This window comes from Streptomyces sp. NPDC001514, assembly GCF_053597075.1.
This window is the reverse complement of record NZ_JBSFHO010000021.1, coordinates 67,975-81,775: the sequence shown is the minus strand read 5'-3', so window position 1 is coordinate 81,775 and position 13,801 is coordinate 67,975. Positions and strand designations below refer to the sequence as shown.

Below are 13,801 nucleotides of genomic sequence, written 5' to 3'. Positions count from 1 at the left end.
CGGGGACTCACTACCGTTGAGGACACAGTGAACGGATCCGTTCACTAACTCAAATGCGGGGGGACCATAGTGACAACCTCTCAGTTAGAAGCACAGCGCAAGCCGGGCGCGGCCCGCCGGGAGGGGCGTCCCGGAATCGCCCTCACCGTAATCGCCGCCTGCCAACTCATGGTGGTACTCGACGCGACGATTGTGAACATCGCGCTTCCGCATATTCAGGACGCGCTCAGCTTCTCCACCACAGACCTCTCCTGGGTGCTCAGTGCCTACACCCTGACCTTCGGCGGGCTGCTGCTGCTCGGAGGTCGCGCGGGCGACATCCTGGGCCGCCGCCGGGTGTTCATGGCGGGCATCCTGATCTTCACGCTCGCCTCACTGCTCGGCGGACTCGCGCAGGAGCCATGGCAGTTGCTCGCCGCACGAGCACTCCAGGGCGTCGGCGGCGCGATCGCCTCGCCCACCTCACTGGCACTGATCACGACGACGTTCCCCGAAGGGCCGGAGCGCAACCGGGCGTTCGGCGTCTTCGCCGCCGTCTCCGCCGGCGGTGGCGCGATCGGACTGCTGGCAGGCGGCATGCTCACCGAGTGGCTCGACTGGCGCTGGGTGCTCTTCGTCAACGTCCCCATCGGCATCCTGATCGCGTTCCTCGCCCCGCTGTACATCACCGAGTCGGAGCGCCATCCCGGTCGCTTCGACATAGCGGGCGCGCTGACTTCCACCGCCGGTATGGCCTCGCTGGTGTACGGATTCATCCGGGCCTCGGAGGAGGGCTGGCGCGACACGCTCACGCTCGGGTCCTTCGGCGCGGCGGTGGTGCTGCTCGCGGCCTTCGCGGTCGTCGAGTCGCGGGCGCGGGAACCCATCACTCCGCTCAGGATGTTCGCCGACCGGAACCGATCGGGTACGTACATCATCATGCTGAGCCTGGCCGCGGCGATGTTCGGCATGTTCTTCTTCATCGTGCTGTTCGTCCAGAACGTGCTCGGTTACAGCCCGATCGAGGCCGGTCTGGCGTTCCTTCCCGTCACGGTCGCGATCATCACCGGCGCCGGGCTCTCCCAGCGGCTGCTGCCCGTACTCGGCCCCAAGCCGTTCATGGTCACGGGTTCCCTGCTCACCGGCACCGGCCTTTTCTGGCAGACCCTGATCAGCCCGGACAGCTCGTACGTGAGCGGGGTCCTCGGGCCGATGGTGCTCTTCGGCTTCGGCATGGGCCTCAATTTCGTGACGCTGACCCTGACCGCCGTTTCGGGGGTCGCCCAGCACGAGGCGGGTGCGGCCTCGGGGCTGCTCAATGCGACGCAGCAGGTGGGCGGATCGCTGGGGTTGTCGATCCTGGTCACCGTGTTCGGCACGGCGAGCCGGGACGAAGCGGAGAAGCAGGTTCCGTCCTTCCTGGCGGAGTCGACACCGGAGCAGCAGGCGGAATTCGCCAAGACGCACGAGCTGCCCGCGCCCTGGGGCCACGAGGTGCTGACGGAAGGCATCTCGACGTCGTTCACGGCGGCGGTGGGGATGGTGCTTCTGGCACTGCTCACGGCGGTCGTGGTGATACGTGTCCGCAAGAGCGACCTGGAGGCGCTGAGCGGCGCGGCGGGGACGGCCGGGCCCTCGGCCTAGCGAGGTGTCCGAGCGAGGCTGTGCGGTCCGCCCCACGGGGGGGACGGACCGCACACCATGCCGTACGTGCCCGGTTCTCAGTCCATGCCGGTACCCGGGTCGTAGTCGTCGTAGCTGTCTCCGTCGCCGAACTCGGCGTCCTCGTCGTATTCGTCGCGCTCCCCGCCGTAGAGGCCCTCCCCGTCCGAGCAAGCGGCCCTGTCGGCCTCGGCAGGCCGATCCTCCAGGATCGACCGGGCCCGCACCTCGCCCCAACTGGTGGCGTACCAGGGTTCCGGCTCCTTGAGATCGAACTCGAAGCTCTTCAGCGCGCAGGAGCGCAGCGGCTCGGGCAGCCGGTCGAGGGCAGGCACAGCATCCGCTGACAGATCGCGCAGATAGTCGACATCGATCTTTTCGGTCTGCTCGTAGCGCTGTACGTTCCGCTCGGCGATCAGCGCATCCGGGGACGCGAGGCCGAAGGCCAGCACGGCGGCCGCGGCGCTGCCCACGACGGCGCGGGGCAGCCAGCGGCTGCCGAAGAGCCCCGCTGCGATGATCAGCACGATCACCAGGCCGAGCCACAGCTCCATCGCGGCCACGGACACGCGCAGCCGTGTCAGCCCGTACGCATCGACGTACAGATCCATCCTGCGCAGCGCGGACGCCACGACGACAAGGGTGAGCACGCACAGGGTCCCGAGCACCGCGCGCACCAGGGTGCGGTCGCGTGCGCCCTCGCGCGGGGCCCAGCGCAGGGCGAGTCCGATGACGATCAGCGTGAGCAGGGTGGCCCAGAGCAGCTGCCAGAAGCCCTGGCGGGCGTACTGCGCATAGGTCAGTCCCGTCTCGCTCAGGACCTTGCGGTACCCCCCGAAGAGGACGGCGAGCTGGACCGCGATGAAGGCGGCGAAGAGGAGGTTGAGGACGACGAGGGGGAGCGCCCACTCCAACCTGCCCCTGGCCTTGCCGGGGTGCATGGTGAGGCGGTCCCAGCGGAGCGGGGCGGCGGCGGTGCGGGCCGCGGCGAGTGCTCCGACGAGTCCGAGTAGGAAGAGGAAGAACCGCCACGGGCCGTCGACGAGCGAGACATCGGGGATCAGCTCGCCGAGCAGATCCGCGAAGGCGGCGTCGGCGCCCGCGAACAGCGCGCCGAACACGACGAGCAGCGCCGCCGCCACGGCGATCGTCCGGACCACGGGCCCCCATCGGCCGCGGGAACCGTCCGCCCGCTCACGCAACCCCCGCCAGCCCCAGACCGGCCCCGAGACGAGCGAGTCGAACAGGCCCACCGAACCGAAGAGCACGCCCGGCCACCCGCGGCCACCGTGCAGTGTGAGCGAGCCGACCGCGAGGGCGGAGACAACGGCGAGGAAAGTGGGCCAGCCTGCGTCGCGCAGCGCGGGAACGGCGAGCAGGGCCAGGGCGCCGAGTGCCCAGACCGCAGTCCAGGGGCGGAGCCGACGGCCGGCCGGCCGAGCGGCGAAGAAGGCGGCGAGTGCGGTCGGCACGGCCACGATCAACAGGTTGACCCCGAGCCCGTCGCCGAGCAGGAGTGCGCTCAGCAGCGCGGCGGCGAGGGCGCACCAGAGCGTGGCCACGCGTACGGGTGCGGGCGGGCCGGGCCGTATACCGGCAAGCCGGGACTGGGCCGGCGGCGCCTTCGGCGGCCAGGGCTGCGCGTGGTGGGGCCAGGGCGACGGGGACACGCGTCCCGGGATCGGTGCCGGCTGCGGAACCGGGCCGTAGCCGTACGACTGCGGCGGCGACGCCGTGACCGACGCGCGCGGCTCGGATCCCGGCGGCTGCGCCGGCGCGTCCGCCGCGCGCGGCTCGGGAGCTTCCTGCCCCCGCTCCCCCTCCTCGGTCCGATCCGGGCCGGTGCCGCGACCCGACTCCTCGCTCAGGCCTCGCTCCTGATCCGGTATTCGGTCGTGGACACCGTCCGGGCCGAGCTCCGGGCGCCGGTCGAGGCCCGCGTCCGCATCCGAGCCCTCGTCGGCGGCAGGCTCCGGCTCGGAACCCAGGGCGGCGTCCGCCTCCGGGTCCGGTCCCACGGCACGGTCCAGGGCCTCGCCCTGGCGCGGACCGGGCGCCTCGGCACCCGGTCGGTCTTCCCCTTGCGGCCCGAGGCCGGATGGTGTGGACGGTACGTCTGACACGGGACCCCCTCCCCGCCGGGTGGGCATGCACTGCCACATGGCGGCGCAGCGGTCCCGGCGTCTCATTGGCGCACGCCGGTCATGATCAACACAGCGGCGTGGCCGAAAGGGTAGCTCGCCGCAAACCGGCACGGTCGTCCACGGCCGTGCTGTGGCAGGACCGTGACAGTCGGACCGCACCACCGACCGCCGCACCACCGACCGCCGCACCACCGACCGCCGCACCACCGACCGCCGCGCGGCCGACGCGAACCGACCAGCGCTGGGGGGCCGGCGCTCAGCCCACGCGGGTCGGCAGCCAGGCGGGCAGGGCCTCGGTGCGGTCCAGCCAGTCCGCCGGCGGGGCCCCCGCAACCGCCGCCGCAACCACTCCCCCGGCGATCGCGCAGGTCGTGTCCACGTCTCCGCCCACCTGGGCGGTCGTCCAGAAGACCTGCTCGAAGTCGCCGAGCGCCCGGGCCGCCGACCAGAGCGCGAACGGCACCGTGTCGTGCGCGCTCGTACGGCGCCCGCTGCCGAGCACCGCGGCGACCGTCCCCGCGTCGCCGTAGTCCAGCATGTCCCGCGCCCTGCGCAGCCCCGCCCCCACCGCACTGCGCGGCACGAGCGCGACCACCCCGTCGAGCAGCTCGGTGGGCGTGGGCGGCCCTGCCGGGGAGGCGACCAGCGCCGCGGCCGCCGCGACCGCCATGCTGCCCACCACGGCCTCGCGGTGCTGGTGCGTCGTGTACGACGAGATCTCGGCCTGGTGCGTGGCCTGCTCCGGATCATCGGCGTACCAGGCACCGAGCGGGGCGATCCGCATCGCCGCACCATTACCCCACGAGCCCTGCCCGTTGAACAACGCCGCGGCGAGTTCACGCCAGTCGGCGCCCTCCCGGATCAACCGGAGCATCCGGTTCACCGCAGGCCCGTAGCCGCGGTCGAAATCGTGGTGCTCGGCGAAGGAAAGGGCGAGTTCGTCCTGGTCGATCCGGCCGTGGGTGGCGAGCACTGCCACCACGGAGCACGCCATCTCGGTGTCGTCGGTCCACTGCCAGGGCCCGGACGGCAGCTCGCGCCGCTTCAGCAGCGGGTAGTTCGAGGGGACGAAGAACTGGGAGCCCAGGGCATCGCCCACGGACAGTCCGCGCAGGCTCGCCAGGGCACGGTGGAAGCGCCGGTCGACAGACTCGGGCGAGCCGGGAGATCCGGCAGAGCCCGAGGAGGAGCCGGAGGAGGAGCCGGAAGAGTCTGAGGAGCCGGAAGCGTCTGGAGAGGTAGGAGAGGAATCAGCGGTCATCGCACGGCTACTCTATCCGGTGGTCCCGTACGACTCGGGGATACACCAGCGCTCGAACGGCCGGTCCAGCGTGTAACGCCCGTCCTCACCGAGCAGCAGCATCCTCATCTCCCCGTTGTCCGGGTTCGACAGCGACTCGAACTCGGCCACCGTCCAGTGGAACCAGCGCATGCAGAACAGCCGCATGGTCAGCCCATGGGTGACGATCAGTACGTTGGGCGGATGGTCCGGCGCCTCGAAGCTCCGGTAGAGGCTCTCCAGGAACGCCCCCACCCTGTCGTAGACATCGGCACCAGACTCGCCCTGCGGCAAGCGGTAGAAGAAGTGCCCGTAGGCGTCGCGGTAGGTCTTCTGCAGCCGTACGTCGTCCCTGTCCTGCCAGTTCCCCCAGTCCTGCTCGCGCAGTCTGGGCTCCTCCCTGACCCGAACGAGCGCCGGGTCGAGGCGGAACGCCCGGTATGTCTGATGGGTACGGCGGTACGGCGAGACATAGACGCTGACCTGTTCCCGCCCGAAAACCTCACGCAGCCGCTCCCCGGCTTCCTCGGCCTGGCGCCACCCGCGCTCGGTGAGCCGCAGGGCGTGGTCGGGCTTGCGCTCGTACACCGAGTCGTCGGCGTTTCCCTCTGACTCGCCGTGCCGGACAAGAACGATGCGCCGCGGTCGTGCCATATGACAAACCCTAGATCGGGAAGGGCCCGGTCGAGCAATTGTCCGACCCGTGTCCGGCGTGTCCTCCCATCGGGGGGCCGTGGAGCACCGCCGCCCGCGAGCACACCGCCGCATCCCCCCGATCACACCGTCCCCTCACACCGTCCAGGAGGGTTCGAGCTCCACGACGTCCCCGGCCAGGGCGGCGACATCCGCCTCTGTCTGCGCGCGCAACGAGAGCCGCTCCACCCGCTCCACACGGTATTTGCCGTGCTCCGCGGCCGACCGCCACATCGAAAGCACCAGGAACTCGCTCCCGGGCGCCTCGCCGAACAGCCCCCGCACCATCCCCGGCGACCCTGCCATCGCCGGGTTCCACACCTTCTCCTGCATCAGCGAGAAATGCTCGACCTTGTGCTCGTGGACCTTGCAGTGCGCGACACGTACGACGTCGGCGTCGGTGAAGCGGGGCTCGAAGCCCGTCTTCACGTCGAAGCGGTGGTCGAAGAGCTTGACCTGACCGTTCTTGTACGTGCCCGACTGGGCGGCGGCCAGCCGGTCGTGCGAGCGCGCCATGAACGAGTCGTAGAACGCACGGGTCTCCCAGAACGCGAAGACATGGGCGACGTCCGGCCGCAGCCGGCTCCACCCTCCGCCCTGTCCCCGGAATCCCGGCTCACCCAGCAGCCCCGCCCACTTCCGCTGTCCCCGCTCGAACCCTCGACGGTCCACCACAGTGCAGCGAATCCACTTGACCAGCACCGCGCCATCGTACGGCCCGGAAAGACACCCTGGTCACTCTCCGGCAGAAGCCGATACCCGCCGTCACACCGCACCGGGCACATGGTTCGCAAGAGTTTCCGCACATCGCTCGGCCCATCGTTCCGGACAATGTGCGCGGCGACGGCAGCGCCCGCCCCGGCGCATCCCGCACTGACCGAGCGACCGAGCGACGACCGAAAGTGTTCGGAGTGCGTACTCTCGCGCGTGACAACATGGGCCTTCCACAAGGGGCGTTGACATCCGCAACGGCCGTCCACGAGGAAGGGAAGCACGGTGAGCAGTCTCAGCAAGGGGCTCCGGAAGGTCCAGGTGTCGCTCAAGTGGGACCCCAGCCCCATCGGCACACCGGCCATTGACCTGGACATCGTCGCCGCGACCTACAGCGCGGACGCTCCGCACGGCAAACCCGCGTATCTGGTGCACTTCGGGAGCCGGTCCCCCGACGGCACCATCACCCTCAACAGGGACAGCCAGACCGGCCAGGGCTTCGGCGCGGACGAGGTGATGACCCTGGAACTGGACCGCCTGGCCGACGGATACATCCGGGTCGTGGTGGGTGTCGTCATTCAGCAGCGCAGTGGTGAGAGGACTTTCTCCGACATCGCGAACACCGGCGTACGGATACTCGAAGGCCCCGTCGAGCTGGCGAACGACAATCTCTCGGGCGTACCCGACGCCACCGCCGCGACGGTCGCGGAGTTCACCCGTGACGGCAGCGGCGCATGGCAGCTCCGTACCGTCGTCCGCGGCTTCGCCGCCGACCCGGCCGAGTTCGCGGAGCTGATGGGCGCCACGCCCTCCTGAGCCCAGGCAGCGGCAACGGCATCCACGTGACAGCGGTGCTCTTCGTGCCGGCCGTCTCCAGCCGAGACGCAGACTTCGGCCTGGTCGAACACCGCAGATGACTCGTCAGCCGGCGTCCAGCCCGGGATCGACGCAGCACTCGCTCGGCAACGCGGAACAACGCCGCGCCATCGGGCGGCACGCCGTCCTGGCGCCGGATGACGACGTCGAAGGAGCCGCCGCTGCCCTTCCGCTGTCCTTCGCGTTCCGGGCGACCAGCAGGCGGGGGGCAATCCTGCCGGGGGCGGTGTCGGCCTTGCCGTCGTTGAAGGTGAGGGCGATGGTTCGGGTCCGAGTGGAGGACCGCCGGATTTCCCCGGACCGTTTTCGTCTGCGTGGTCTCGCCCAGGTAGTCGACCGTAGTCGACCGCCTCGACGACCGGGAGTTGGTCGTGGGATGTCGGAAGCTTCACGGAGTAGGTCTCCAGCACGACGTTCGCCCAGGGGTGGCGATCTTGGTGCCGCCCGGGGAGGGTGATCCAGCCCTCGCTCCCTCCGGCGGTCTCCGCGCGGTCTGCCGGCCTTCCGAGGAACGCCGACAGTTCCGGACGGTTCAACGCCGAGCACAGTTGTGCCCCGGAAACGTACTGCGACGGCAGGGCGTCATGCGCGCTTGAAGTTGAGCAAGCGGCCGGCGGCCTGGGCGCGTGCACTGATGTTCCTTCTTGGATCGGGTGAAATCGTCGGCCATGTCCCCCACCCTGCCGTTCGTGCCCGCGGCGTCAAGAAAACGCCGAGGGCGGTGGAGCCGGATACCAGCTCCACCGCCCTGACCGGCTAGTTCATGTCCAGCAGGCGCCCCGAAATACTGGCGCAGAGCGCTTATTCCTGGTGTGCGCTACTCCCCACCTCTGGCCGGTCGGCCCGACCGCCCGGGTACCTGCGCCGTCGCTCCCGCCATGCCTGGCCTCTCCCAAGAAAGGTCGCCCGCGACGGCACTCCGGCCTGTTGAATGGCAGGCCGGATCTTCAAGGCGTGAGACGACGGAGGAGCCATGGGCGAGACCGAGAACACGCGACTGATGCAGCGCATCTTCGCCGGGCTGGCGGAAGGGGACGGCAGGCCTCTCGCCGAGAGTCTCACCGACGACTTCCGCTGGACGATCATCGGTACGACGAAATGGTCTGGGACCTATGAGGGTAAACAGACCGTCCTCAACGAGCTACTTCGGCCTCTGGCCGCCCAGTTCGCGGATACGTACACGAATACCCCACAGCGTTTCATCGCTGCCGGCGACTACGTCGTCGTGGAGTGCAGAGGCCGCGTCACCACCACGGAGGGGAAGCCCTACCACAATACGTACTGCTGGGTTTGCCATATCAAGGATGGAAAACTGCGAGAGCTGACCGAATACTGCGATACCGACCTGATTGCAAGAACACTTGGGGAACCGGGCGATATAAAGCCCCGATAACCACGACAGCAGAGTGGGGAGCCGGAACTTCGCCGACTCCCCACTCGAACAGTCACTTCACGCCCGGAAGGCGCTCACATTCAGCTGCAGCCGCTGGTCGAACCGCAGCCCTCGCAGATGTAGCAGGAGCCGGCCCGCTGCATCTTCGTACCGCACGAGAAGCACAGCGGCGCGTCCGCGCTGATGCCGAGCTGCATCTCGACCAGTTCGGCCGAGGTGTGCGCCTGCTTCGGGGCCGGGACCTCGGCCTTCCTCGGCGGGGCGACCGCCTTCAGCGTCTCCTGCTGGCGCGGGGCGGACTGGGCCAGGCCCTCGACGTCCACCTCGTCGTCGGCCGGCTCGTACGAACCGGTCTCCAGGTGACGCTGGCGCTCCTCGGCGGAGTGGATGCCGAGCGCCGAGCGGGTCTCGAAGGGAAGGAAGTCCAGCGCCAGGCGGCGGAAGATGTAGTCGACGATCGACTGCGCCATCCGCACGTCCGGGTCGTCCGTCATGCCGGCCGGCTCGAACCGCATGTTGGTGAACTTCGAGACGTACGTCTCCAGCGGCACGCCGTACTGCAGACCGACCGAGACGGCGATCGAGAAGGCGTCCATCATGCCCGCGAGGGTCGAGCCCTGCTTCGACATCTTCAGGAAGACCTCGCCGAGACCGTCGTCAGGGTAGGAGTTGGCGGTCATGTAGCCCTCGGCGCCGCCGACGGTGAAGGAGGTGGTGATGCCGGGGCGGCCCTTCGGGAGGCGCTTGCGGACCGGGCGGTACTCGACCACCTTCTCGACCGCGGTACGGATCGTCTCCTCGGCCTTCTCGGTGATCTCGGTCTTCTCCTGCTCCTTCTTCTTGGCGGAGAGGGGCTGGCCGACCTTGCAGTTGTCGCGGTAGATCGCGAGCGCCTTGACGCCCATCTTCCACGCCTCGAAGTAGACCTCTTCGACGTCCTCGACAGTGGCCGTCTCGGGGAGGTTGACGGTCTTGGAGAGCGCCCCGGAGATCCACGGCTGGATGGCCGCCATCATGCGGACGTGGCCCATCGCGGAGATGGAGCGCTCGCCCATGGCGCAGTCGAAGACCTCGTAGTGCTCGGGCTTCAGGCCCGGGGCGTCGATCACATTGCCGTGGTCGGCGATGTGGGCGACGATCGCCTCGATCTGCTCCGGCTGGTAGCCGAGGCGGCGCAGCGCCTGCGGAACGGTGCCGTTGACGATCTGCATCGAGCCGCCGCCGACCAGCTTCTTGAACTTGACCAGTGCGAGGTCGGGCTCCAGGCCGGTGGTGTCACAGGACATCGCGAGACCGATGGTGCCGGTCGGGGCGATGACGGAGGCCTGGGAGTTGCGGAAACCGTTCTTCTCGCCGAGGCGGATCACGTCCTGCCAGGCCTCGGTCGCCGCGGCCCAGATCGGGGTGTCCAGGTCGTCCATGCGGACGGCCTTGGCGTTGGCGTCGGAGTGCTGCTTCATGACGCGCTTGTGCGGCTCGGCGTTGCGCGCGTAGCCGTCGTACGGGCCGACGACCGCGGCGAGCTCGGCGGAGCGCCGGTACGACGTGCCGGTCATCAGCGAGGTGATCGCGCCGGCCAGGGCGCGGCCGCCGTCGGAGTCGTACGCGTGGCCGGTCGCCATCAGCAGGGCGCCGAGGTTGGCGTAACCGATGCCGAGCTGACGGAAGGCGCGAGTGTTCTCGCCGATCTTCTGGGTCGGGAAGTCGGCGAAGCAGATGGAGATGTCCATCGCGGTGATGACCAGCTCGACGACCTTGGTGAAGCGCTCGACGTCGAAGGACTGGTGGCCCTCGGCGTCGTCCTTGAGGAACTTCATCAGGTTCAGCGAGGCCAGGTTGCAGGACGTGTTGTCCAGGTGCATGTACTCGCTGCACGGGTTCGAGCCGTTGATCCGGCCGGACTCGGGGCAGGTGTGCCAGTGGTTGATGGTGTCGTCGTACTGGATGCCCGGGTCGGCGCACGCCCACGCGGCCTCGGCCATCTTGCGGAAGAGGGCCTTTGCGTCGACCTCTTCGATGACGTCCCCGGTCATGCGGGCGCGCAGCCCGAACTTGCCGCCGGACTCGACGGCCTTCATGAACTCGTCGTTCACCCGGACCGAGTTGTTGGCGTTCTGGTACTGGACGGACGTGATGTCGTCGCCGCCCAGGTCCATGTCGAAGCCCGCGTCGCGCAGCGCGCGGATCTTCTCCTCTTCCTTGACCTTGGTCTCGATGAAGTCCTCGATGTCGGGGTGGTCGACGTCGAGGATGACCATCTTGGCGGCGCGGCGGGTCGCACCGCCGGACTTGATCGTTCCTGCGGAGGCGTCGGCGCCGCGCATGAAGGAGACCGGGCCGGAGGCGTTGCCGCCGGAGGACAGCAGCTCCTTGGAGGAGCGGATGCGGGAGAGGTTCAGGCCGGCGCCGGAGCCGCCCTTGAAGATCATGCCCTCTTCCTTGTACCAGTCGAGGATCGACTCCATGGAGTCGTCGACGGACAGGATGAAGCAGGCGGAGACCTGCTGCGGCTGGGGCGTGCCGACGTTGAACCATACCGGGGAGTTGAAGCTGAAGATCTGGTGCAGGAGGGCGTACGCCAGCTCGTGCTCGAAGATCTCCGCGTCGGCGGGCGAGGCGAAGTAGTTGTGGTCCTCACCGGCCTTGCGGTACGTCTTCACGATCCGGTCGATGAGCTGCTTGAGACCGGTCTCGCGCTGCGGGGTGCCCACGGCACCACGGAAGTACTTGCTGGTGACGATGTTGACCGCGTTCAACGACCAGAAGTCGGGGAACTCGACGCCACGCTGCTCGAAGTTGACCGAGCCGTCGCGCCAGTTGGTCATGACGACGTCACGGCGCTCCCAGACGACCTCGTCGTACGGATGTACGCCGGGCGTGGTGTGGACGCGCTCGATACGCAGACCCTGCCGGGCCGCTGCGGCCTTGGACCCCTTGGCTCGGGAGCCCCGTGCCGGGCCGCTCGTCGTCTCTGTCATGCCGCCTCCCATATATGGGCAAAAACGCCCTGAAGTGCCCAGATCTTCCCGTGGCACAGTGTCTGTCTGTCGCCCCGAACGCCGCGCACAGCGCCCGTGGCAGGTCCTTTGCCGCTCTGCGGCCGATCGCCGGGCCCCTCGCGGGGCCGGTCGGTCAGTCGGTGGCGGTGGCGGCGGGCACGGGGACCCCGGAGGTCACACCGGGCCCGCTCTCTTGTGCGGGGGGCCGCTGCTCGCGGAGCTCCGCGATGGCGGCCTCGAAGTCTTCGAGCGAGTCGAACGCTCGGTACACGGACGCGAAGCGCAGGTACGCGACGAGGTCGAGTTCCTGCAAGGGGCCGAGTATGGCCAGCCCCACGTCGTGGGTGGTCAGCTCGGCGCTGCCGGTGGCGCGCACCGCTTCCTCGACGCGCTGGCCGAGCTGAGCGAGAGCGTCCTCGGTGACCGGCCGCCCCTGGCATGCCTTGCGCACGCCGGAGATGACCTTGGTACGGCTGAAGGGTTCGGTCACCCCGCTGCGCTTGATCACCATCAGCGACGCGGTCTCCACCGTCGTGAAGCGACGGGAGCAGTCGGGGCACTGGCGGCGACGCCGGATCGACGTTCCGTCATCGGTGGTCCGACTGTCGACGACACGGCTGTCCGGGTGCCTGCAGAAGGGGCAGTGCATGGCTCCCAACCCTCCTTCACAGCACGACTGAATAGCCCCGGAAGGACCGGTCGGACCCCCTCGAAGCAGCCACAAGCATAGGCGATGGCCGCGGGCTTGATGACCGGGGACCACAACTTCTGGGTGGCTGCCACAATCCAACCACTAGATCTGGGGTTCGGCTGCCTTTTACAGGCCCCAGCGCGTGTCGCACGGCGCGGCGCGGAACCGGAGCCAGGGCGAGGCGGAACCAGCCGGCCACGAGGGTACGGGAAACACGCTGCTTCCCCCCTTCCGGGTCCCCGGGTGCCACACTGGAGGCACACCCGCGGGTACACCCCCACGGCGTCGCGCCCGGCGGCGAAGGCTACCGTCGTAGCCGGGACGGCCGACGCGACAGCAGGCGCGGTCGCACCCGCATATACACCCGGTCACATACACACGTCAGGCGATCTGGGATTTTTCACTCGAACGTGTGTTTGGCGCAACCTTTCGAAAGCAACTACCGTTGTCCAGCTAGGGAGACCATTTCGAGAGGGGCCGACGTGACCACCACCGCAGACAGTGCCACCATCACTGCCCAGGACCGCTCCCAGAACCGATTCGAGCCGGTGCATGCCATGAATGACGCAGCCACGACCCCGGAGGGGCCCAAGCCCACGCGCTCGCTGCCCGGCCGACCTCCAGGTATCCGCGCGGACAGCTCGGGTCTCACGGACCGGCAGCGGAGGGTCATCGAGGTCATTCGCGATTCCGTTCAGCGTCGGGGATACCCGCCGTCGATGCGCGAGATCGGTCAGGCGGTGGGCCTGTCCAGCACGTCGTCCGTCGCACACCAGCTCATGGCCCTGGAGCGCAAGGGCTTCCTGCGCCGCGACCCGCACCGCCCGCGGGCGTACGAGGTGCGCGGCTCCGACCAGCCGAGCACACAGGCGACGGACACGACCGGCAAGCCCGCCGCGTCGTACGTGCCGCTGGTCGGCCGTATCGCCGCCGGTGGACCGATCCTCGCGGAGGAGTCCGTCGAGGACGTCTTCCCCCTCCCCCGCCAGCTGGTCGGCGACGGTGAGCTCTTCGTGCTGAAGGTCGTCGGTGACTCGATGATCGAGGCCGCGATCTGTGACGGCGACTGGGTGACGGTCCGCCGCCAGCCGGTCGCGGAGAACGGTGACATCGTCGCGGCAATGCTGGATGGCGAGGCCACGGTCAAGCGCTTCAAGCGGGAGGACGGCCATGTCTGGCTGCTCCCCCATAACGCTGCCTACCAGCCGATCCCTGGTGACGAGGCGACGATCCTCGGCAAGGTGGTAGCGGTGCTCCGGCGGGTGTGACCCACCTCGTCGGCTCTGACCGGGCCCCGGGAACCACTGCGCCGGTCCCGGGGCCCAGCTGTGCCCGCAGGCCCATCGGGCCCACGCTTGTGCCCGCGGGCCCACC

At 69.1% G+C, this 13,801-nt stretch carries 10 protein-coding genes and 1 pseudogene; 4 read left to right on the top strand and 7 right to left on the bottom strand.

Annotated elements, in window-relative coordinates:
- Positions 1-69: 69 nt before the first annotated feature.
- Positions 70-1,623, top strand: a complete 1,554-nt coding sequence (locus ACWCXB_RS22430) for an MFS transporter (protein WP_450725223.1) — start codon at positions 70-72, stop codon at positions 1,621-1,623.
- A 77-nt stretch (positions 1,624-1,700) separates the two neighbouring features.
- On the opposite strand, the gene ACWCXB_RS22425 is transcribed toward ACWCXB_RS22430, so the two are convergent.
- The 4 genes from ACWCXB_RS22425 to ACWCXB_RS22410 all read right to left on the bottom strand — a co-directional run bounded on the left by ACWCXB_RS22425 (position 1,701) and on the right by ACWCXB_RS22410 (position 6,459).
- Complete coding sequence (locus tag ACWCXB_RS22425; protein ID WP_450725281.1) at positions 1,701-3,530, bottom strand: DUF4153 domain-containing protein; 1,830 nt, start codon at positions 3,528-3,530, stop codon at positions 1,701-1,703.
- A 511-nt stretch (positions 3,531-4,041) separates the two neighbouring features.
- A complete protein-coding gene (locus ACWCXB_RS22420; protein WP_450725280.1) occupies positions 4,042-4,908 on the bottom strand; it encodes an ADP-ribosylglycohydrolase family protein in 867 nt (288 codons plus the stop codon).
- Positions 4,909-5,058: 150 nt separating this feature from the next.
- Entirely contained in the window at positions 5,059-5,718 is a 660-nt protein-coding gene (locus tag ACWCXB_RS22415; protein WP_450725222.1) for a histidine phosphatase family protein, read from the bottom strand.
- Between the two features lie 135 nt (positions 5,719-5,853).
- Positions 5,854-6,459, bottom strand: a complete 606-nt coding sequence (locus ACWCXB_RS22410; protein WP_450725221.1) for a YdbC family protein — start codon at positions 6,457-6,459, stop codon at positions 5,854-5,856.
- A 294-nt stretch (positions 6,460-6,753) separates the two neighbouring features.
- On the opposite strand from ACWCXB_RS22410, the gene ACWCXB_RS22405 reads away from it, so the two are divergent.
- Entirely contained in the window at positions 6,754-7,284 is a 531-nt protein-coding gene (locus ACWCXB_RS22405) for a TerD family protein (RefSeq protein WP_450725220.1), read from the top strand.
- A 410-nt stretch (positions 7,285-7,694) separates the two neighbouring features.
- Here ACWCXB_RS22405 and ACWCXB_RS22400 read toward each other — a convergent pair.
- Positions 7,695-7,976 (bottom strand): annotated as a pseudogene (locus ACWCXB_RS22400) (DUF6215 domain-containing protein); the annotation flags it as partial.
- Between the two features lie 341 nt (positions 7,977-8,317).
- Here ACWCXB_RS22400 and ACWCXB_RS22395 point away from each other — a divergent pair.
- Positions 8,318-8,737: a nuclear transport factor 2 family protein gene (locus ACWCXB_RS22395; RefSeq protein ID WP_450725219.1), complete on the top strand. Its 420-nt coding sequence runs from the start codon at positions 8,318-8,320 to the stop codon at positions 8,735-8,737.
- Between the two features lie 80 nt (positions 8,738-8,817).
- Here ACWCXB_RS22395 and ACWCXB_RS22390 read toward each other — a convergent pair whose 3' ends face one another.
- Both ACWCXB_RS22390 and nrdR read right to left on the bottom strand, forming a co-directional pair.
- Positions 8,818-11,715: a vitamin B12-dependent ribonucleotide reductase gene (locus ACWCXB_RS22390; protein WP_450725218.1), complete on the bottom strand. Its 2,898-nt coding sequence runs from the start codon at positions 11,713-11,715 to the stop codon at positions 8,818-8,820.
- Between the two features lie 154 nt (positions 11,716-11,869).
- On the bottom strand, positions 11,870-12,385 hold the full coding sequence (gene nrdR, locus ACWCXB_RS22385; protein WP_450725217.1) for a transcriptional regulator NrdR: 516 nt from the start codon (positions 12,383-12,385) through the stop codon (positions 11,870-11,872).
- Positions 12,386-12,909: 524 nt separating this feature from the next.
- Here nrdR and lexA point away from each other — a divergent pair.
- Positions 12,910-13,695 (top strand): transcriptional repressor LexA, encoded by a 786-nt coding sequence (gene lexA / locus ACWCXB_RS22380; RefSeq protein WP_450725216.1) that lies wholly within the window; start codon positions 12,910-12,912, stop codon positions 13,693-13,695.
- The last annotated feature ends 106 nt before the right edge of the window (positions 13,696-13,801 follow it).

Excerpts from the sequence above, each read along its gene's own strand:
- ACWCXB_RS22395 (WP_450725219.1), top strand. The coding sequence starts at position 8,318 with ATGGGCGAGACCGAGAACACGCGACTGATGCAGCGCATCTTCGCCGGG.
- ACWCXB_RS22415 (WP_450725222.1), bottom strand. The coding sequence starts at position 5,718 with ATGGCACGACCGCGGCGCATCGTTCTTGTCCGGCACGGCGAGTCAGAG.
- ACWCXB_RS22390 (WP_450725218.1), bottom strand. The coding sequence starts at position 11,715 with ATGACAGAGACGACGAGCGGCCCGGCACGGGGCTCCCGAGCCAAGGGG.
- nrdR (WP_450725217.1), bottom strand. The coding sequence starts at position 12,385 with ATGCACTGCCCCTTCTGCAGGCACCCGGACAGCCGTGTCGTCGACAGT.